This is a genomic window from Collinsella sp. CLA-ER-H2, from assembly GCF_040092405.1.
Lineage (GTDB): Bacteria > Actinomycetota > Coriobacteriia > Coriobacteriales > Coriobacteriaceae > Collinsella.
Map to the genome: position 1 here is coordinate 51,192 of NZ_JBBNLO010000005.1, position 19,846 is coordinate 71,037.

Sequence of the window (19,846 nt, forward strand, 5' to 3'; positions counted from 1 at the left end):
GGTAACACGCCATTCCTCATCTCGCATATTCGCAGGTACATTGCGTAATACAGACGAACGGTAGGAATTTGGCGGTAAACGGTCGACCAAAAGAATAGTTAGATGTTATTTTGACCAGACACTTTCTTGACCTGCGGAAATGCATTGTCTCAGCTCAAGAATAGTCTGATAACAAAAAATTATTATTGAGAATGAGAATCATCTTTAATACGATATGCAACGAAGGCACAACCTCAACCCCGCACTGCGTCACAATAGAGCGTTAGATGCGAAAACAACTATTTCGAGGATTGGTGGTCAAATGACCCAGGAGACGGTTAAGAACGGCACTGAAGCCCTGTTCACTCGTGAAGGCATGCCTCCCGTTAAGGAAATGATCCCGTGTGCCCTTCAGCACGTACTGGCTTCGTTTGCCGGTATCATCACCCCGGCTGTCATCATGGCCGGCGTCTACGGCTTTAATAGCCAGCAGAGCACCGACATCATCCAGGTCGCGCTCATTCTTTCGGCAATCGACACGGCCCTTCAGGCCTTCGCTCCCTTCCGTCGCATCGGCGGCGGCCTGCCCATCGTCATGGGCGTTTCGTTCGCGTTCCTCCCGGCCCTCCAGGCCATGGGTGCCTCGGGCTTTAGCTTTGGTGCGCTGCTGGGCGGCGAGATCGTCGGCGGCGCCGTCGCGGTCCTCTTTGGTCTGGCTTACAGCAAGATTAAGTGGCTATTCCCGCCCGTCGTGACCGGTACGGTCATCTTCTCCATTGGCGTCTCTCTCTATCCCACGGCTGTCAAGTATATGGCCGGCGGTATGGGTACGCCGCTGTGGGGCACCCCGCAGGCCTGGTGCGTCGCTCTTATCACCTTCGCCGTGGTCTTTGCGCTCGCCAACTTTGGCAAGGGCACGCTCAAGCTGGGATCCGTGTTCTTTGGCATGATCGTTGGCATGATCGTTTCGATTCCCTTTGGCATGATCGACTTCTCCAGCGTCGCCACCGCTCAGGTCTTCGCCCTTCCCAAGCTCATGCCCTACGCGCTCGAGTTTGATCCCGAGGTCTGCATTACCCTCGCTGTCGTGTTCCCCATGGTCGCCATCCAGGTTATCGGTGACGTTTCCGCCGCCTGCCTGGGCTCCATCGACCGTATGCCCACCGAGCGCGAGCTCTCCGGCGCTATTGTGTCCCAGGGCCTCACCTCTATGGTCGGCGGCCTGCTGGGCGGTCTTCCCACCAGCGCCCTTGGCCAGAACGTGGGCATCATCTGCTCCAACAAGGTCGTCAACAAGTGGGTCTTTGTGATCATCGCGGCCGTCTTTGCCATCGCCGGTCTGTTCCCGCAGCTCTCTGCCGTGCTCTCCGCCATCCCGCAGCCTGTCATCGGCGGCGCGACCGTCGGCGTCTTTGGCACCATCACCATGAACGGTGTGCGCATGTTCACCCGCGAGGGCCTCACGCAGCGCACCACCACCATCGTCGGCACCTCGGTCGTCTTTGGCCTGGGTATTTGGATGGCCAGCGGCTGCCTCGCCGGCGAGGGCATGCCCGCCTGGGTGTCCACCGTCATCGGCTCCAACGCCGTGACCCCCACCGCCATCATGGCCATTGTCCTTAACCTGATCCTTCCGCAGACGCCGGTCGTGGCTCAGCACATCGATGCCGCCAAGGATGCCGCTGTGGATCTGGTCCTGCCCGAGAGCAAGAAGTAACCAATTCGGTGCTATTCGCCGGCGGACGCATCGCCTCGTCCGCCGGCGCCATGCGGCGCCAAGCCGCACTTCAAAGGGCTTGTCCCTTTGGTGAAGCGTTGACGGGAGAGGGCCCGTTTCCGGTGTAGGCCGGCGCTTCGCACTTCCGCCATGTCAGAGGTGTCAAACCCCGCCCCTGATGTTGAAGGGAGCATTTATGCTTCTGGTCGCTAACGGTTCCGTCTTTACCCGCAACGCTCAGACTCCGTTTATTCCCAACGGTGCGGTCGCCATTGACGGAGATACGATCGTCGAAGTGGGCCCCGAGCGCGAGCTCAAGGCCAAGTACCCGGATGCCGAGTACGTCGACGCCCAGGGCAACCTCATCATGCCCGGACTTATCAACTGCCACACCCACATCTACTCGGGTCTGGCCCGCGGCCTTGCCATTAAGGGCTGCAACCCCACCAACTTCCTGGAGAATCTTGAGCAGCAGTGGTGGAAGATTGACGACAACCTGACGCTCGACGGCACCAAGGCCAGCGCCTATGCCACGATTTTGGATTCCATCCGCGACGGCGTCACCACGATCTTCGATCACCACGCGAGCTTCTGCGAGATTCCGGGCAGCCTCTTTACCATTAAGGACGCCGCTCAGGAGCTGGGCATGCGTTCGTGCCTGTGCTACGAGGTTTCCGACCGCCGCGGCCAGGAAAAGTGCGATCAGGCCATTGCCGAGAACGCCGAATTTGCCCAGTGGGCCGCCAAAGAGCGTCGCGATAACGACAACCACATGATCGCCGCCATGTTTGGCGGTCACGCCACCTTTACGCTGTCGGACGAGACCATGGACAAGATGGCCGAGGCCAACAACGGCCTGACCGGCTTCCACATCCATGTGTGCGAGGGCATGAATGACGTTTGGGACTCCCGCCTCAACCGCGGCGGCATCAGCCCCGTCGAGCGCCTGCTGCAGCACAACCTGCTGGGTCCCGACACCATGCTGGGTCACTGCATCCACGTGACGCCTGCCGAGATGGATATCGTCAAGGAGTCCGGCACCTGGCTCGTCAACAACCCCGAATCCAATATGGGCAACGCCGTGGGCTGCGCCCCCGTGCTCGAGTTCTTCCGCCGCGGCATCCCCGTGTGCATGGGCACCGACGCCTACACCCACGATATGCTCGAGAGCCTCAAGGTCTTCTTGATCATCCAGCGCCACAACGCCGCCATGCCCAACGTGGGCTGGTGCGAGGCCATGACGATGCTGTTCGAGAACAACGCCAAGATGGCGAGCAAGTACTTCGATCGCAAGCTCGGCGTGCTCGAGGCCGGCGCTGCCGCCGACGTCATCGTCATGGACTACAAGCCCTTTACGCCGCTGAGCGAGGAGAACATCGACGGCCACATGCTCTTTGGCATGATGGGCAAAAACTGCCGCACCACCATCATCAACGGCCGCGTCCTGTACAAGGATCGCGAGTTCGTTGGCATTGATGAGGACAAGATCAACGTGTGGACCATGGCTGAGTCCAAGAAGCTCTGGAGCACGCTCAACGATCGCACCTACTAATTCACAAGTAGATTCACGCGCGCCGGATGTTTCGCCGCATCCGACGCGCGTATAGGCGACCTCCGCGGGGTCGCCGGCGCTGTGCTAGCGCTACACCGTATTTGCGCCCGCCGCGCGGTCTCGCCGGGCGTTACAGAGAGGAGCTCACTATGAGCGACATCATGAGGCCGATCCCGTTTTCGCAGCTGATGAACTGGATCATCGAGGAGCACAAGACCCAGGACGCCATCTTTGGCGTGCGTAAGATGGTCACGACCAATCAGGAGGGCGCGCTTCCCATTTTTGACGAGCGCATCGAGACCCCGTTTGGCCCGGCCGCCGGCCCCAATACGCAGCTTGCCCAGAACATCGTGGCATCCTACGTGGCCGGTTCCCGCTTCTTTGAGCTCAAGACCGTCCAGGTTATGGACGGCGAGGAGCTCTCCAAGTGTGTGAACAAGCCCTGCATTGTGGCGCAGGACGAGTGCTACAACTGCGAGTGGTCGACCGAGCTCGAGGTTCCGCAGGCCTTTGCCGAGTACGTGAAGGCATGGTTTGCCTGCCACCTGATCGCTCGCGAGTACGGCCTGGGCAGCCCGGACGGTTTTGTCTTTAACATGTCCGTGGGCTATGACCTCGAGGGCATCAAGAGCCCCAAGGTCGATGCCTACATCGAGGGCATGAAGGACGCCAGCGGCTCCGACGTCTGGAACGAGTGCCGCACGTGGGCGCTCGCCAACCTGGACAAGTTTGAGCATGTCGATGCCGCGTTTGTCGAGTCCATCCCGGCGCGCGTCTCCAACTCCATTACCGAGTCAACGCTGCATGGCTGCCCGCCGGCGGAGATCGAGCGCATCGCGACCTATCTGATCACCGAGAAGGGCCTCAACACCTACATCAAGTGCAACCCCACGCTGCTGGGCTATGAGTTTGCCCGCCAGCGCCTCAACGAGCTGGGCTTTGATTACATCGTCTTCGATGACACGCACTTCCGCGAGGACCTGCAATGGGCCGACGCCGTGCCCATGTTCGAGCGCCTGATTGCCCTGTGTGCCGAGCGCGGCCTGGAGTTTGGCGTCAAGCTGACCAACACGTTCCCCGTCGACGTGACGAGGAACGAGCTGCCTTCCACCGAGATGTACATGTCCGGCCGTTCGCTGTTCTCGCTGACCATCGAGGCCGCCCGCCGCATTACCGAGCAGTTCGATGGCAAGCTGCGCATCAGCTACTCCGGCGGCGCCACGGTCTACAACATCCGCGCTCTGTACGATGCCGGCATTTGGCCCGTCACCCTGGCGACCGACGTGCTCAAGCCCGGTGGCTACGAGCGCTTTAGCCAGATGGCCGGCGAGTTTGCCGACCTGGACGGCAAGCCGTTCGCGGGCGTCTCTCTCGAGGCCGTGACCGCGATCCAGACCGACTCGCTCACCAATCCGCTCTATAAGAAGCCGCTGCGCCCGCTGCCCGACCGCAAGGTTGCCGGCAAGAGCCCGCTTTCCGACTGCTTTACCACGCCGTGCCGCACGAGCTGCCCCATCCAGCAGGATATTCCTGCCTACCTGGCGGCTGTTGACGAGGGCCGCTACGAGGACGCACTCAACATCATCATCGAGCGCAACGCCCTGCCGTTCATTACCGGCACCATCTGCCCGCATCCCTGCGGTCGTGCCTGCGAGCGTGCGTTCTACGAGCCCGAGGGCGCCCAGATCCGCGCCAGCAAGCTCAAGGCCGCCCGCGAGGCCATGACTGCCGTGCTGCCCAAGCTGCGCGCCCAGGCCATCGCCAACGACGGTGAGCGCAACGTTGCCGTTATCGGCGGCGGCCCGGCCGGCCTGGCGACGGCGTTCTTCCTGACGCGCGCCGGCGTGCCCGTCACCATCTTCGAGGCCCGCGATTCACTCGGCGGCGTGGTCCGTCACGTGATCCCCGAGTTCCGTATCGCCAGCGATGATATCTCCCACGATGCCGAGCTCTGCCTGGCCTTTGGTGCCAAGGTGCAGCTCAACGCCCGCGTGGATTCCATCGACGAGCTCAAGGCCCAGGGCTTTACCGACGTGGTCGTGGCCACTGGTGCCTGGATGCCCGGCTCTGCGGGCCTGGGCGAGGGTGCCGAGCTCGATGTACTGGAGTTCCTCGAGGCTGCCAAGAAGGGCGAGAAGCTCGAGCTGGGCGAGGATGTCGTGGTCATCGGCGCCGGCAACACCGCCATGGACGCGGCTCGCGTGGCCAAGCGCCTGGCCGGCGTGAAGAACGTGCGCCTGGTGTATCGCCGCACCAAGAAGCAGATGCCCGCCGACGAGGAAGAGCTCGATTTTGCTCTGGCAGACGGCGTTGAGTTCTGCGAGCTGCTGGCGCCCAAGGCGCTCAACGGCGCCGTGCTGACCTGCGATGTTATGGAGCTCGGTGAGCCGGATGCAAGCGGCCGTCGCAGCCCCGTCGCCACGGGCGAGACCGTCGAGCTTTCCGCCACCACGGTGATCTGCGCCGTGGGCGAGGGCATCGATGCCAGCCTGTACGATGCCGTGGGCGTCGAACACGACCGTCGCGGTCGCCTTGCCGCCACCTCCACCGGCGTCGAGGGCGTCTGGGCTGCAGGCGATTGCCGTCGCGGTCCGGCCACCGTGGTCGAGGCTATCGCCGACGCCGCCGAGGTCGCTCGTGCCATCGCCGGCGTGGACTTTAACAAGTACGCCGACTGCAACGAGCAGGCCGGCCGCGAGGGCACCTGCTACGAGCGCAAGGGGTCGCTGTGCCGCGACAAGCGCAACTGCACCAAGACTCGCTGCCTGGGCTGCGGCTCGGTGTGCGAGGTCTGCTGCGACGTGTGCCCCAACCGCGCCAACGTTGCCATTAAGGTGCCGGGTCTGGCCAAGCATCAGGTCGTTCACGTCGATGGCATGTGCAACGAGTGCGGCAACTGCGCCGTGTTCTGCCCCTACCAGGAGGGTCGTCCCTACAAGGACAAGCTCACCCTGTTCTGGAGCGAGCAGGACATGGAGAACTCCGAGAACGAGGGCTTCCTGGCCGTGGGCGATGATCACTTTAAGGTCCGCGTCGCCGGCACGGTCCGCACCGTCTCGGTCGATGCCGTCAACACCGGTCTTCCCGAGGCCGTCCGCCTGACCATCAGGGCTGTGCGCGACAACTATTCGTACCTTCTTAAGAAATAGGCGAGTCTCTTATGGCCAAATCCATTCAACATAACGTGGCCTACGTTGCCTGCGGAAGCGGTTGCGCCTCCGCAGGCGGCGACGCCCGCTGCAGCGAAGGCTGCATTGGCTGTGGCGCCTGCGTCACGGCCTGTCCCCACGGTGCCATCGTACTGGTCGATGGCGTCGCCCGCGTGGACCGCTCCAAATGCACCGGCTGCGGTCTGTGCGGCATGGCGTGCCCGCAGCGCGTGATTGCCTTTGTTCCCGGCTACCAGAACATCCTGGTGCGCTGCAACAACACGGATAAGGGCGCCATTGCCCGCAAGATCTGCGACACGAGCTGCATCGGTTGCGGCATGTGCGCCAAAAAGTGCCCTGCCGGCGCTATCCGCATCGAGGACAATTGCGCCCATATCGATGGCGCGGACTGCCTGTCGTGCGGCATGTGCGCCGTCGTCTGCCCGCATGGCGCCATCCACGACCGCACCGGCATCGCCGCCGGCGTGTAGAAGGGAATCACCATGGCACAGGAATTCACTTTTACCGTTAACGGCGTCGAGCGCACGACGACTCAGAACAAGCCGCTGCTGCGCTATCTGCGCGACGACCTGCACATTCACTCCGCCAAGGACGGCTGCTCCGAGGGCGCCTGCGGCACCTGCACCATCCATGTGGACGGTGCGGCCGTCAAGGCGTGCGTGCTGACCACCGCCCTTGCCGCCGGCCGTAACATCGTGACCGTCGAGGGCCTGCCCGAGGACGTGCGCGAGGCATTTGTGTACGCCTTTGGCGCCGTGGGCGCCGTACAGTGCGGCTTTTGCATCCCCGGTATGGTCATGGCGGGTGCGGCGCTCATCGCCGAGGATCCCGAGCCCACCGAGGAGCAGATCAAGTACGCCATTCGCGGCAATGTCTGCCGTTGCACCGGCTACAAAAAGATTATCGAGGGCATTTCGCTGGCAGCTGCGGTGCTGCGCGGCGAAAAGCAGATCGACGAGGATCTGGAGCGCGGCGATGACTACGGCGTGGGCAAGCGCGCCTTCCGTATCGACGTGCGCAAGAAGGTGCTCGGCGAGGGCAAGTATCCCGACGACATCGACGAGCTCGATCAGCCGGGTCTGACCTACGCCAGCGCCGTGCGCTCCAAGTATCCGCGCGCCCGTGTGCTCTCCATCGACACCTCAAAGGCCGAGGCCCTGCCCGGCGTGGTGGGCATCCTGCGCGCCGAGGACGTGCCGGTCAACCAGGTCGGCCACCTTATCCAGGACTGGGACGTCATGATCGCGGCGGGCGATATCACCCGCTGCGTGGGCGATGCCATCGTGCTGGTGGTCGCCGAGGACGAGGCGACGCTCGAGAAGGCCAAGAAGCTCGTAAAGATTGATTACGAGCCGCTGGAGCCCGTGCGTAACATTGCCGAGGCCAGGGCTGCCGACGCCCCGCGCCTGCACGACAGCTTCTTTGCCTTTGGCAACACGGTGGAGCTCAAGGACAACGTGTGCCAGAGCCGCCATGTGACGCGCGGTGATGCCGCCAAGGCGCTGGCAGAGAGCGCGTTCACCGTGACGCAGCGCTTTACCACGCCCTTTACCGAGCATGCCTTCTTGGAGCCCGAGTGCGCCGTCGCCTTCCCGTACAAGAACGGCGTCAAGGTGCAGTCGACCGACCAGGGTGCCTACGACACGCGCAAAGAGTGCGCCCACATGTTTGGCTGGGACAACGAGCCCGAGCGTGTGGTCGTCGAGACCATGCTCGTGGGCGGTGGCTTTGGCGGCAAGGAGGACGTGTCCATCCAGCACCTGGCCGCGCTCGCTGCCTATAAATTCCAGCGTCCTGTGAAGTGCAAACTCACGCGTGCCGAGTCGCTCGCTTTCCATCCCAAGCGCCACGCCATGGACGGCACCTTTACGCTGGGTTGCGACGCCGAGGGCAACTTTACCGGCCTGGACTGCGAGATCAACTTTGATACCGGCGCCTACGCTTCGCTGTGCGGCCCGGTGCTCGAGCGCGCCTGCACGCATGCCGTCGGCCCCTACAAGTACCAGAATACCGACATTCGCGGTTTTGGCTACTACACCAACAACCCGCCCGCCGGCGCGTACCGAGGCTTTGGCGTTTGCCAGTCCGAGTTTGCGCTCGAGAGCCTGATCGACTTGCTGGCCGAGAAGGTCGGCCTGGATCCGTGGGAGATTCGTTACCGTAACGCCATCGAGCCGGGCGAGGTTCTGCCCAACGGCCAGATTGCCGATTGCTCCACGGCGCTTAAGGAGACGCTGCTCGAGGTCAAGGATGCCTACTACGCGCATCCCGGACACGCCGGTATCGCCTGCGCCATGAAGAACGCCGGCGTGGGCGTGGGCCTGCCCGATGCCGGCCGCTGCAAGATCCGCGTCGAGAACGGCGTGGCCGTGGTCTATGCCGCTACGTCCGACATCGGCCAGGGCTGCAACACCGTCTTTTTGCAGGACGTTGCCGAGGCATGCGGCCTGCCGCTTCGCTGCATCGCCAATGGCGAGTGCTCTACCGAGAACGCTCCCGACTCCGGCACCACGTCTGGCTCGCGTCAGACGGTCGTGACCGGCGAGGCCGTGCGCGGTGCCGCCTTCCTGCTGCGCGATGCCATGCTTGACATCGAGGCCGGCAAGCATGCACCCGATGCTCCTGTGAGCGCCCATGGTGATGGCATCAAGATCGAGTACGACGACGGTCGCGCCTATCAGCTGCACACACAGGAACTCGTCGCCGGCCAGGGTATGCATCCTCAAGATCCCGCTGCCGCCATCAAGGCGCTCGAGGGCTGCGAGTTTGGGTACGTGTACCTGGAGCCGACCGACAAGCTGGGCGCCGACGTTCCCAACCCCAAGAGCCACATCTGCTACGGCTTTGCCACGCATGTGGTCATTCTGGATGATGACGGTCGCGTGAGCGAGGTCTATGCCGCGCACGATTCCGGCAAGGTGGTCAATCCCATCTCCATCCAGGGTCAGATCGAAGGCGGCGTGCTCATGGGTATGGGCTATGCGCTTACCGAGGATTGGCCGCTCAAGGACTGCGTGCCCCAGGCAAGGTACGGCACGCTCGGGCTGTTCCGTGCGCCCGAGATTCCGGATATCCACGCCATCTACGTGGAGAAGGATGAGCTGCTGCCCGTGGCATACGGCGGCAAGGGCATCGGCGAGATCGCAACGATTCCCACGGCGCCCGCCGTACAGAACGCCTATCGCGCATTTGACGGCAAGCTGCGTCCCGATCTGCCCATGGTGGATACGCCCTACAGCCGCGCCCGTCGCCGCGGGTAGGGTAGAGCGTGGACAGCCATTGTTGACGGGCAGTTCGCGCTCAGCATCAACTACATACGCTGCGCCTTTGGCCCCGGCTCCATCGCGAGTCGGGGCCTTTTGTTTGGAGCGCCTCCGCATGCGGAAGCTGCGTCCCGGAATCCAGCCTCGGAACGGGATTAACTTTCCCAACGGGGCCGCATGCGGAAACTGCGTCCCGGAATCGTGCCTCAGAATGGGATGCGTTTTCCGCTGGTCGGTCGTTTGGAAAGCGCATCCCAGTTTGAGTGTTTATTCCGGGATGCGGTTTCCGCTGAAGGACTCAACCGGAAAGCACGACCCGTTCCGAGACCTGATTCCGGGACACGGTTTCCGCTAGGCATGCCATCTGGAAAGCGCATCCCGTTTTGAGCGTCCAGGCTAGGACGCACTTTCCGTTGGCGTGGTCGTTGGGAAAACGCGGCCCAGATAGCGGGATGCGATCTGGCGATGCGTGCTTGACCATGGCCGAGGCGTAGCCGTTCGGCTTGTCCAGAAGATGCATTCGTTTTGGCTTGGCTGTCAGGTTGTGGAAGTTGCGCTCGTTGCGCACAGAGAAATTGCCCATACGGACTCCTTTCATCGATGTTGGCAGGGCCACCGTGCCTCTTGGCCGGTTGGCGTCGGGATCGTGGAGCCAACTCTCTACCCCGACTCTGGATAAAATGCGCCCACTCCTTGCAGGCACGATGGAGTCTATCAACGTGTACGGACAGAAACCAACGCCATCCGCGAAATGACGCGTGAACGGCGTTGGTTTCCCAAGTGATTATTCGGCTTTCATTCGGAAAAGTGTCGAAATCAGCCGTGTAAAAGTACGGAAAAGTGTCGAAATGGGCACCTTAAAACTTCGGAAAAAAAGGTGTCTAATTCGATGGGCAAATTATCCGGAAAAGTGTAGCTGGATGACAAAACAGCACTTAGAAGCCGGTGCTGGATGCGGGATTCTGCGGCCGCCTTCAGCCCTCGCCTTCAGTCCTCGCTACTCGTCGTCTCCGTCGTTGGGGTCGCCCTTGAGGGTGTTGATGTCCAGGTACTCGTCATCGTTCTCTTTTTGCTGGGTCTCCGACTCCGCTTGGGTGGGGCCGGAGAACAGCCGGAATCCCTCAAACGCAATGACGCCGAGCAGGGCAATGACAATGGCGATAAAGGCAACCTTGACTGCTTGCGGAAATTCCGAGAAACGCAGCGCCTTTTCCTCGGCGTAATAATCGGCGAAGCGCTCTTCGCCCGTGCTTTTGGTATACGCCGGCGCGGACGCGGCCTCCGGGTCATATTCCGGTGCAGGCGTGGCAGCGTACGGATCGTTGAGATAATCGCTCGATGCGTTGCCATAGTCCTCGGTCTCGATGCGACCGTTGCCAGCATAGTCATCGGAATAATCGGAATATGTCGCACCGCCCTCATAGTCCGCGGCGCTCGTGTTGGCGGCAAAAAGCGGGTTAACTGGAACGTCGAGCGCCGGCATGCCGGTAGAGGTCTCATCCAGATCGGCTGCAGCCCACGAATCGTAGGCAACCTGACGGGCAACGGGCTCATCGAGCCTTGCGACCGGAGGCTTGCGTGCCGCAGGAACAGGCAACTGCTGGGCGCTGTACATAACAGTGCTGTCGGCCGATTTGCCCTGCGTCGCTGCAGCGAGAAATGCCGCCGTCTCGGACGGGTCGCTTGCGGGGCGGGGAGCGGGCGTGGGCGCCGAAGTGGGTGCGGGCGTAGGCGCGGGCGTCGAAACGGGCGACTGCGCAGGAGTCGGCGCAGATGCGGGCTTAGGCGCAAGTGCGGGATTGGGGTTTGACGGGCGAGCCCCGCCGCCCATGAGTTCGTCGGCGGTCCACGGGCGATCATTCATCACGTCGTCAAGGCTCAGCGAAAACAGGTCGTCTTCGCCCTCATCGAACATGCGGTGCACATGTCCACCAATTGTCGGAATCAATCCGCGACCGGTGCATGATGCCTTGCTCAACGCCATTCTGTTCCATCCTTTCGAAATATTAATGACATCGATTATATGGAACTTCCCGAGCGGCTCGGTCTTGGATTCGTGCTTTCCAGAACTCGCGCCCAAAAGGGGAGGGGCAATCCAGGCGAGTGCCTACTTGTCGCCGGCCGCCGCCTTGGCCTCATTGAGGTAGCTATAGAAGCTGTACTTTGAGATGCCAAAGAACTCGCAGGCGCGCTCGCTCGACTTGGAAATGAGAAAGGCGCCGCGACGGTCGAGGTAGCCAATGGCACGAATGCGCTCGTCTTTGGTCATGAGTGCCGCGGGCTTGCCCACAAACTGCTCGCACTCGTGCAGCAGGTCCTCGAGCAGATCGCCGATGTTCTTGGTAATAGGCTCGGGCTCGGTATAGCCCGTGCCGCCGGTGCCGGTAAAGGCGTCGAGCGAACGCTCAAAAGCCTTCATAAGCGTAATGTCAAAGTTGATGCCCAAAATGCCGACGGGCTTGCCCTCGTCGTTGCGGATAAAGATCGTCGAGGACTTGAGCAGCTTGCCATCGGTGGTTTTGGTGAGGTATGGCTCGCGGTCGTGTACGTCGGTGGCGCCCTCGTGCATGGACTCAAACACGATATGGCTGGGGCCGTCACCCAGTTTGCGCCCGCTGACGTGGCCGTTTTCGATCACTACGATGGAGTGGTCCACGTCCTCGGTCTCCAGATCGTGGACGACGACTTCGCAGTTGGGGCCAAATTGGAGCGCCAGACCGTGTGCGAGGCGCTTGTAAAACTCAATCTGTGCGGGGGTCATGGGTACCTTCCTAAAAATTAGTTTGGGCTCACTGTGCCATAAACCACACATGACCGCAAACAAATCCATCAACAAGGCAATTCATGACCGTTCGGCGGCGAAAAAGTACCGATTACGGCAACAAACAATTTGTTAGGTTTGCCAATCAAAAAGTGTGATAGAACAGTGCTAACAAACTTTTTGTTTGGCATCCACATAAAAGTTCAGTCGCATGAATGGGAATGGGCTGAAACGCGTATGCGGGGGCCGGCAAGAGAGGACTTAAGGAGTTCACCGTATGGCCGATAAGATCCAGTGGGCGGGCAACACGATGCCCAAGAGCGATGACAAGCACTTGGGAATCATGAGCCTCGACCACGTGAAGAAGGCCCGCGCCTTCCACCAGTCGTTCCCTCAATATACCGTCACCCCGCTTGCCCGCCTGGACGGTCAGGCTGCGCGCTTGGGTCTGTCCAGCCTGTGCGTTAAGGACGAGAGCTATCGCTTTGGCCTCAACGCCTTTAAGGTTCTGGGCGGATCGTTTGCCATGGCCAACTACATTGCCGACGAGACCGGCAAGGACGTTGCCGAGTGCACCTTCGATTACCTGACCTCCGATCAGCTTGCCAAGGACTTTGGCCAGGCCACCTTCTTTACCGCTACCGACGGCAATCATGGCCGCGGCGTGGCATGGGCTGCCAACAAGCTGGGCCAGAAGGCCGTCGTGCACATGCCCAAGGGTTCCACCAAGCCCCGCTTCGATAACATCGCCGCCGAGGGCGCCACGGTGACCATCGAAGAGGTCAACTACGACGAGTGCGTGCGCATGGCCGCCGCCGAGGCCGACGCCTGCGAGCGCGGCGTCATCGTTCAGGACACCGCCTGGGAGGGCTACGAGAAGATCCCGTCCTGGATCATGGAGGGTTACGGCACCATGGCTTCCGAGGCTGCCGAGCAGCTGCGCGAGATGGCCATCAACCGCCCGACGCACGTCTTTGTCCAGGCTGGCGTGGGTTCGCTCGCCGGCGCCGTGGTGGGCTACTTCACCAACCTGTATCCCGATAACCCGCCCACCTTCGTCGTGGTCGAGTGCGCGCCTGCCGCCTGTCTGTACAAGGGCGCTGCCGCCGGCGACGGCGATCCGCGCATCGTGGACGGTGACATGCCCTCCATCATGGCCGGTCTGTGCTGCGGCGAGCCCAACATCCTGGGCTGGGATATCCTGCGCAACCACGCCACCGCCTTCGTGTCCTGCCCCGACTGGGTCACCGCTCGCGGCATGCGCACCCTGGGCGCTCCCGAGAAGGGCGACCCGCGCGTCATCTCCGGCGAGTCCGGCGCTGTGACCACCGGCCTGGTCGAGACCCTCATGCTCGATCCCGAGTACGCCGAGCTCAAGGAGCTCATCGGCCTGGACAAGACGAGCTCCGTGCTCTGCTTCTCCACCGAAGGCGACACCGATCCGGATCAGTACCGTCGCATCGTCTGGGAGGGCGAATACCCCACTTGCTAATACTGGGCGGAGCAAATAGGTATCGCTCCGCCACCTCACAGGTAGATCCCTTCGTATGAAAGGTTATGAACAATGGCTAAAGAACTCGATTTCGACGCTATCAAGGCTGCTGCTGAGTCCCATCGTGCTGATATGACGCGTTTTCTTCGCGCAATGATTAGCCACCCCTCTGAGTCCTGCGAGGAGGGTGAGGTTGTCGCTTGCATCAAGGCCGAGATGGAGAGCCTTGGCTATGACGAGGTCAAGGTCGACGGCCTGGGCAACGTTATGGGCTTTATGGGCGAAGGCGACAAGATTATCGCCATCGACTCCCACATCGACACCGTCGGCATCGGCAACATCGAGAACTGGGATGCCGATCCCTATGAGGGCTACGAGACCGACGAGATCATCTACGGCCGCGGCGGTTCCGACCAGGAGGGCGGCATGGCTTCCGCTACCTACGCTGCCAAGATGATGAAGGACATGGGCCTTATCCCCGAGGGCTACAAGATCATGGTCGTCGGCACCGTCCAGGAAGAGGACTGCGACGGCATGTGCTGGCAGTACATCTACAACAAGGACGGCATTAAGCCCGAGTTCGTCATTTCCACCGAGCCCACCGACGGCGGCATCTACCGCGGTCACCGCGGCCGCATGGAGATCCGCGTCGACGTTCACGGTACCTCCTGCCACGGCTCCGCTCCCGACCGCGGCGACAACGCCATCTACAAGATGGCCGACATCATTGCCGACGTCCGTGCCCTCAACAACAACGGCTGCGACGAGTCGACCGACATCAAGGGCCTTGTCAAGATGCTCGACCCCAAGTACAACCCCGAGCACTACGAGGATGCCCGCTTCCTGGGCCGCGGCACCTGCACCGTCAGCCAGATCTTCTACACCAGCCCCAGCCGCTGCGCCGTGGCCGACTCCTGCGCCATCTCCATCGACCGTCGCATGACCGCCGGTGAGACCTGGGAGTCCTGCCTGGACGAGATCCGCAACCTGCCGGCCGCCAAGAAGTACGGCGACGACGTGAAGGTCTCCATGTACATGTACGACCGTCCGTCCTGGACCGGCGAGGTCTACGAGACCGAGGCTTACTTCCCCACGTGGATCAACAAGGAGACCGCTCCGCACGTCAAGGCCCTCGTCGACGCCCACAAGGCCATGTTTGGTGACGAGCGCATCGGCTGCGAGCCCAGCATGGACAAGCGCACCGGTCGTCCGCTGTGCGACAAGTGGACCTTCTCCACGAACTGCGTTTCCATCCAGGGCCGCTACGGCATCCCCTGCGTGGGCTTTGGCCCGGGTGCCGAGTCTCAGGCTCACGCTCCCAACGAGGTCACCTACAAGGACGATCTGGTTACCGCTGCCGCCATGTACGTGGCTGCCCTGAACCTCTACGATCCGAGCCAGGCCGATGGCGACGCCACCGTGTTCCGCGCCGGTCTGACCAACAACAAGATCGATTAGTCCCATTCCTCGATTTTGTTGAGCCGGGGGTCGCTCGTGTCCCCGGCACCCCCTGTTGACTTGGGGCCCGCGGTCGTTATCTCCCATGCTTCCTCAACGGTGGCGGGTCCTCGTCATGGTGCTCTGCATGTTCTAGCCACACGCGCATGCCGGAGCACATCTACTCATTGCGATCGTTTCATCTTTAGAAAGGACATTTCCATGGACGCTAAGTTTACCGAGCTCGTCGAGCAGCTGAACGGCCTCGATTTTAAGGGCATGTACGGCAGCGACTTCCTGCACACCTGGGACAAGACCACCGATGAGCTCAAGGCTCTCTACATCGTCGCCGACGCCCTGCGCGAGCTGCGTGAGAACAACGTTTCGTCCAAGATCTTCGACTCGGGCCTGGCCGTCTCCCTGTTCCGCGACAACTCCACCCGTACGCGCTTCTCCTTCTCTAAGGCTGCCAACCTGCTCGGCCTTGAGCTGCAGGACCTGGACGAGAAGAAGTCCCAGATCGCTCACGGCGAGACCGTCCGCGAGACCGCTACCATGATCTCCTTCATGGCCGACGTCATCGGCATCCGCGACGACATGTACATCGGCAAGGGCGACGCCTACATGGCCGAGGTCTCCGAGTCTGTCCAGCAGGCTTACGAGGACGGCGTTCTGGATCACCGTCCCACGCTCATCTCCCTGCAGTCCGACTCCGATCACCCCACGCAGTCCTCTGCCGACATGCTCTACCTCATCAACGAGTTTGGTGGCCTCGAGAACCTCAAGGGCAAGAAGGTTGCCGTTACCTGGGCCTATTCGCCCTCTTACGGCAAGCCGCTGTCCTGCCCGCAGTCGCTGATCAGCCTGCTGCCCCGTTTTGGCATGGACGTCACCCTGGCCCACCCCGAGGGCTACGACCTCATGCCCGAGGTCGTCGAGCGCGCCAAGGGCTATGCCGCCGAGTCCGGCACCACCTTTAAGCAGGTCAACACCATGGCCGAGGCCTTCGAGGGCGCCGACATCGTGATCCCCAAGAGCTGGGCTCCGTTTGCCGCCATGGAGAAGCGTACCAATCTGTACGCCGAGGGCGACGACGCCGGCATCGCTGCGCTCGAGAAGGAACTGCTCGCCCAGAACGCCACCCATCAGGACTGGTGCTCCACGACCGAGCTCATGGAGAAGACTGCCAACGGCCAGGACACCATCTTTATGCACCCGCTGCCCGCCGACATCTCCGGTGTCTCCTGCGAGCACGGCGAGGTCAACGCCGACGTCTTCGACATGCACCGTGTGGGCATGTACAAGGAGGCCAGCTACAAGCCGTACGCCATCGCAGCCATGATGTTCCTGCAGAAGGTTGCCGATCCCACCGCTACCCTCAAGGCCCTCGACGAGCGCAACACCGCCCGTTGGTTCCAGGCCTAAAGCCGGGTTGAGGTAAGCCATGTAAAGGGGGCGCTCTGCCAACCGGCGGGGTGCCCCCTTTTTGCATCGCGGGCGTGCGGGATAAGCGCTTTCGATGTGGATGCCCGCGGCGCGAGTTATGGGTACGATGGTTTCAGGGGAGGTATCACCATGAAACTTGGATGCGTCATTATGGCATCGGGCGAGGGCAAGCGGTTTGGCTCTAACAAGATGCTTGCCGATATCTATGGCGAGCCGCTGATTGCCCGGACCATCGATTCGGTTCCCCGGGGCTTTGACGTCGTGGTTTCGACGCGTTGGCCCGGGGTCGCTCAGATTTGCGAGGACAAGCATTGCCCGTGCGTGCTGCACGATGGCGAGCTGCGTAGCGAAAGCGTTCGTGCGGGCCTTTCGTGGGGAGTCGAACGCAACTGGAAAGGTTGCCTCTTTTTGCCGGGCGACCAGCCGCTCGTGAGTTCGGATTCTTTTGAGGCTATGGTTCGTGCATTTGACGAGCGTGGCCGCAAGCATCCGGTGCGTCTTGCGTGCAACGGTGAGCCTTCGAGCCCGGTGCTCTTTCCGGCGGAACTGTTCGATGCACTTATGTGTCTTGAGGGCAAGGACGGCGGCGGTTCGATTCTCAAAGGCCGCGTCGACGTTGCGCTGGTCGAAGCGCGCGCCTATGAGCTGTGGGATGTCGATACCGCCGAGGGACAGCGACGCATAACGGAGCATATCGCGGCCTGCTCGTATTTTGATCGCGTGGCCAACTGTATTAATCAATAAGGAGCAACATGATCATCATCAAAAACGGCGCGCTCGTGACGCCACAGGGGCTTCGCCGCGCCGATCTTGCCATGGAGGGCGACAAGATTGTGCGGATTGCCACGGCAATCGAGCCGGGCGAGGGCGATACCGTCCAGGACGCCGCGGACTGTTGGGTGTTCCCCGGCTTTATCGACGGCCACACGCACATGCAGTGCTGGACCGGCATGGATTGGACAGCCGATAGCTTTGAAACCGGCACGCGCGCGGCTGCCTGCGGCGGCACGACGACCATTGTGGACTACGCGACGGCCGATCGCGGCGTGACCATGCCCGATGCCCTTGCCGAGTGGCATCATCGCGCCGACGGCACCTGCACGGCAAACTACGCTTTTCATATGGCACTCGCCGAGTGGAATGAGCGCAACCGCGCCGATCTTTCGGCCATGCGCGAGGCGGGCGTGTCGTCGTTCAAGACCTACTTTGCCTACGACCATCTGCGCTTGGACGATGCCGAGACGCTCGAGGTGCTCGAGGAGCTCAAGCGCCTGGGCAGCATACTGTGCGTGCATTGCGAGAACGGCACGTTGGTGAATGAACTGCAGAAGCGCGTGTACGAGCAGGGAATTCATGGGCCCGAGGGGCATGCGCTCAGCCGTCCGGATGTGTGCGAGGCCGAAGCCGTGAGCCGTCTGTTGTATCTGGCGCACCTGGCCGGCGACGCACCGGTCAACGTGGTGCACCTTTCGACCAAGCTGGGTCTCGAGGCCATTCGCGCTGCCAAAGCGCGCGGGCAGAAGAACATCTATGTCGAGACATGCCCTCAGTATCTGATGCTCGACGACACCTGCTATCTGGAGCAGGGCGAGGACGGCTTTGCGGGCGCCAAGTACGTGATGAGCCCGCCGCTGCGCCATGCCGGTGACCGTGCAGCCCTGCGCGAGGCGCTTGTGGCCGGCGAGATCGATACGATTGCGACCGATCATTGCAGCTTTAACCTGCACGGGCAAAAGGACCGCGGGCGCGACGATTTTCGCGCGATTCCCAACGGCGGGCCCGGCGTGGAGCATCGTCCCGTCGCGATTGCCACGAGCTTTGAGGGACAGCTGGGTCCCGAGGATCTGTGCCGTTTGATGAGCGAGAACCCGGCGCGCGTGTTTGGCATGTATCCGCGCAAGGGTTGTCTTGCCGAGGGCTCCGATGCCGACGTGTGCGTGTGGGATCCGTGCGCGCGTTGGACGATCAGCGCCGCGACACAGCATCAGGCCGTGGACTACACGCCGCTCGAGGGCTTTGAGGCACATGGCCGCGCCAAGGCCGTGTTTGTGAACGGCGTGCTGGTGGCACGCGACGGCGAGCCCACCGGAGCCCAACCCGGCCGCTACGTCCCCCGCTAGCAGCAAAGATGCCGTGTCCCCTCCGCAGTTGCGGTGAAATACGGACTGTTTGCGGCCGTTTGGCGGCCAAACAGTCCGTATTTCACCGCAACTGACGAGATGGGGCCGGCTACTTGAGGCTGGTGGCGATGAGGGGGCGGCCGAGGGCTGCCTCGAAGCGGTCGGCCATCGTGGGGTCGCTGAGCGTGTCGACTTGGTTGAGCATGACGCGGGCATTGTTGAGGTTCAGCATCCGCAGCTCGGCATTGAGCACCTGGGCGACGCGCTCTGGGGTGGCAGTGTCGGTGAGCTCGCAGCCGCAACGCTCGCAAAAGAGCTCGGGGCGGTGGACGGTTTCGTTGATGGGCTTGCCCAGTCCCGAGGCGCCGACGACCCAGACAACGTTTGCCGTGGCGGCGGGAATTACCGGCTCCCAGGCGGCATGCGCCTTGAGCGGGAGTCGCTTGCTACCGTCTGCCTCGGCCAACACATAGTCAAAGCGCTGTGCCAGCTCGCCGAGTGGCTCCGCGGGGGCGGAGAGCTTGCCTGTCTCCGGGTCCAAGATGCCTGCCTGGCAGATGCCTCCGCGTGCAAGGCCCGCGCAGGCCTCGCAGGTGCAACCGGGGACATGCGAGGCGCCCGGCTTCCAAGGCGCGGCGTCCAGGCGACGATTCGACCCGTCCCATGGCACGCCGGCAACGGGAAGCATATGCGTGGTGGTGCAGAGGAGCACGCGGCCGCCAGCGCGCATGAGCTCAAGACCCAGCGTTTTGAGCAACGTCGACTTGCCGCCGCTGCCGATAATCGCGGTAATGTCCGGCTCGATCCTGAGCGCCGAGGCAAGATTGCCGCTAACCGTTTCCATCTGTTCACCGCCGTATAATACTGTGATAATAAATAATCATCAGAGTAGCGGTCGAACCGCTTTTG

At 62.1% G+C, this 19,846-nt stretch carries 14 protein-coding genes and 1 riboswitch; of the genes, 10 read left to right on the forward strand and 4 right to left on the reverse strand.

Annotated elements, in window-relative coordinates:
- Nucleotides 1-301 precede the first annotated feature (301 nt).
- From AAAX59_RS02455 to xdh, 5 genes are all read left to right on the forward strand, one after another.
- A complete protein-coding gene (locus tag AAAX59_RS02455; RefSeq protein ID WP_089572468.1) occupies nucleotides 302-1,696 on the forward strand; it encodes a solute carrier family 23 protein in 1,395 nt (464 codons plus the stop codon).
- Between the two features lie 196 nt (nucleotides 1,697-1,892).
- Nucleotides 1,893-3,248: a putative aminohydrolase SsnA gene (gene ssnA / locus AAAX59_RS02460; RefSeq protein WP_349070378.1), complete on the forward strand. Its 1,356-nt coding sequence runs from the start codon at nucleotides 1,893-1,895 to the stop codon at nucleotides 3,246-3,248.
- Nucleotides 3,249-3,397: 149 nt separating this feature from the next.
- Nucleotides 3,398-6,397: a putative selenate reductase subunit YgfK gene (gene ygfK, locus AAAX59_RS02465; RefSeq protein WP_349070379.1), complete on the forward strand. Its 3,000-nt coding sequence runs from the start codon at nucleotides 3,398-3,400 to the stop codon at nucleotides 6,395-6,397.
- Between the two features lie 11 nt (nucleotides 6,398-6,408).
- On the forward strand, nucleotides 6,409-6,888 hold the full coding sequence (locus tag AAAX59_RS02470) for a 4Fe-4S binding protein (protein WP_271747272.1): 480 nt from the start codon (nucleotides 6,409-6,411) through the stop codon (nucleotides 6,886-6,888).
- A gap of 12 nt (nucleotides 6,889-6,900) precedes the next feature.
- Nucleotides 6,901-9,678 carry a selenium-dependent xanthine dehydrogenase gene (xdh, locus tag AAAX59_RS02475; protein ID WP_349070380.1) on the forward strand — a complete coding sequence of 926 codons (2,778 nt, stop codon included), beginning with the start codon at nucleotides 6,901-6,903 and terminating at the stop codon, nucleotides 9,676-9,678.
- Between the two features lie 301 nt (nucleotides 9,679-9,979).
- On the opposite strand, the gene AAAX59_RS02480 is transcribed toward xdh, so the two are convergent.
- The 3 genes from AAAX59_RS02480 to AAAX59_RS02490 all read right to left on the reverse strand — a co-directional run bounded on the left by AAAX59_RS02480 (nucleotide 9,980) and on the right by AAAX59_RS02490 (nucleotide 12,442).
- Nucleotides 9,980-10,264: a hypothetical protein gene (locus AAAX59_RS02480; RefSeq protein ID WP_349070382.1), complete on the reverse strand. Its 285-nt coding sequence runs from the start codon at nucleotides 10,262-10,264 to the stop codon at nucleotides 9,980-9,982.
- An 8-nt stretch (nucleotides 10,265-10,272) separates the two neighbouring features.
- Nucleotides 10,273-10,363: riboswitch (SAM riboswitch) on the reverse strand.
- 315 nt (nucleotides 10,364-10,678) lie between these two features.
- Nucleotides 10,679-11,665, reverse strand: a complete 987-nt coding sequence (locus AAAX59_RS02485; protein ID WP_349070384.1) for a hypothetical protein — start codon at nucleotides 11,663-11,665, stop codon at nucleotides 10,679-10,681.
- A 123-nt stretch (nucleotides 11,666-11,788) separates the two neighbouring features.
- Nucleotides 11,789-12,442 (reverse strand): helix-turn-helix transcriptional regulator, encoded by a 654-nt coding sequence (locus AAAX59_RS02490; protein ID WP_089573552.1) that lies wholly within the window; start codon nucleotides 12,440-12,442, stop codon nucleotides 11,789-11,791.
- Between the two features lie 277 nt (nucleotides 12,443-12,719).
- On the opposite strand from AAAX59_RS02490, the gene dpaL reads away from it, so the two are divergent.
- The 5 genes from dpaL to hydA all read left to right on the forward strand — a co-directional run bounded on the left by dpaL (nucleotide 12,720) and on the right by hydA (nucleotide 18,937).
- Nucleotides 12,720-13,934, forward strand: coding sequence for a diaminopropionate ammonia-lyase (dpaL, locus tag AAAX59_RS02495; protein WP_349070385.1), 1,215 nt, complete (start codon nucleotides 12,720-12,722; stop codon nucleotides 13,932-13,934).
- Between the two features lie 72 nt (nucleotides 13,935-14,006).
- Nucleotides 14,007-15,392: a YgeY family selenium metabolism-linked hydrolase gene (locus tag AAAX59_RS02500; protein ID WP_195246774.1), complete on the forward strand. Its 1,386-nt coding sequence runs from the start codon at nucleotides 14,007-14,009 to the stop codon at nucleotides 15,390-15,392.
- A 201-nt stretch (nucleotides 15,393-15,593) separates the two neighbouring features.
- Complete coding sequence (gene ygeW, locus AAAX59_RS02505) at nucleotides 15,594-16,796, forward strand: knotted carbamoyltransferase YgeW (protein ID WP_349070386.1); 1,203 nt, start codon at nucleotides 15,594-15,596, stop codon at nucleotides 16,794-16,796.
- Between the two features lie 150 nt (nucleotides 16,797-16,946).
- Complete coding sequence (locus tag AAAX59_RS02510) at nucleotides 16,947-17,561, forward strand: nucleotidyltransferase family protein (RefSeq protein ID WP_349070387.1); 615 nt, start codon at nucleotides 16,947-16,949, stop codon at nucleotides 17,559-17,561.
- Between the two features lie 8 nt (nucleotides 17,562-17,569).
- Complete coding sequence (gene hydA, locus AAAX59_RS02515) at nucleotides 17,570-18,937, forward strand: dihydropyrimidinase (protein ID WP_349070388.1); 1,368 nt, start codon at nucleotides 17,570-17,572, stop codon at nucleotides 18,935-18,937.
- A gap of 109 nt (nucleotides 18,938-19,046) precedes the next feature.
- On the opposite strand, the gene yqeC is transcribed toward hydA, so the two are convergent.
- Nucleotides 19,047-19,781 (reverse strand): selenium cofactor biosynthesis protein YqeC, encoded by a 735-nt coding sequence (yqeC, locus tag AAAX59_RS02520; RefSeq protein WP_349070389.1) that lies wholly within the window; start codon nucleotides 19,779-19,781, stop codon nucleotides 19,047-19,049.
- Nucleotides 19,782-19,846 lie beyond the last annotated feature (65 nt).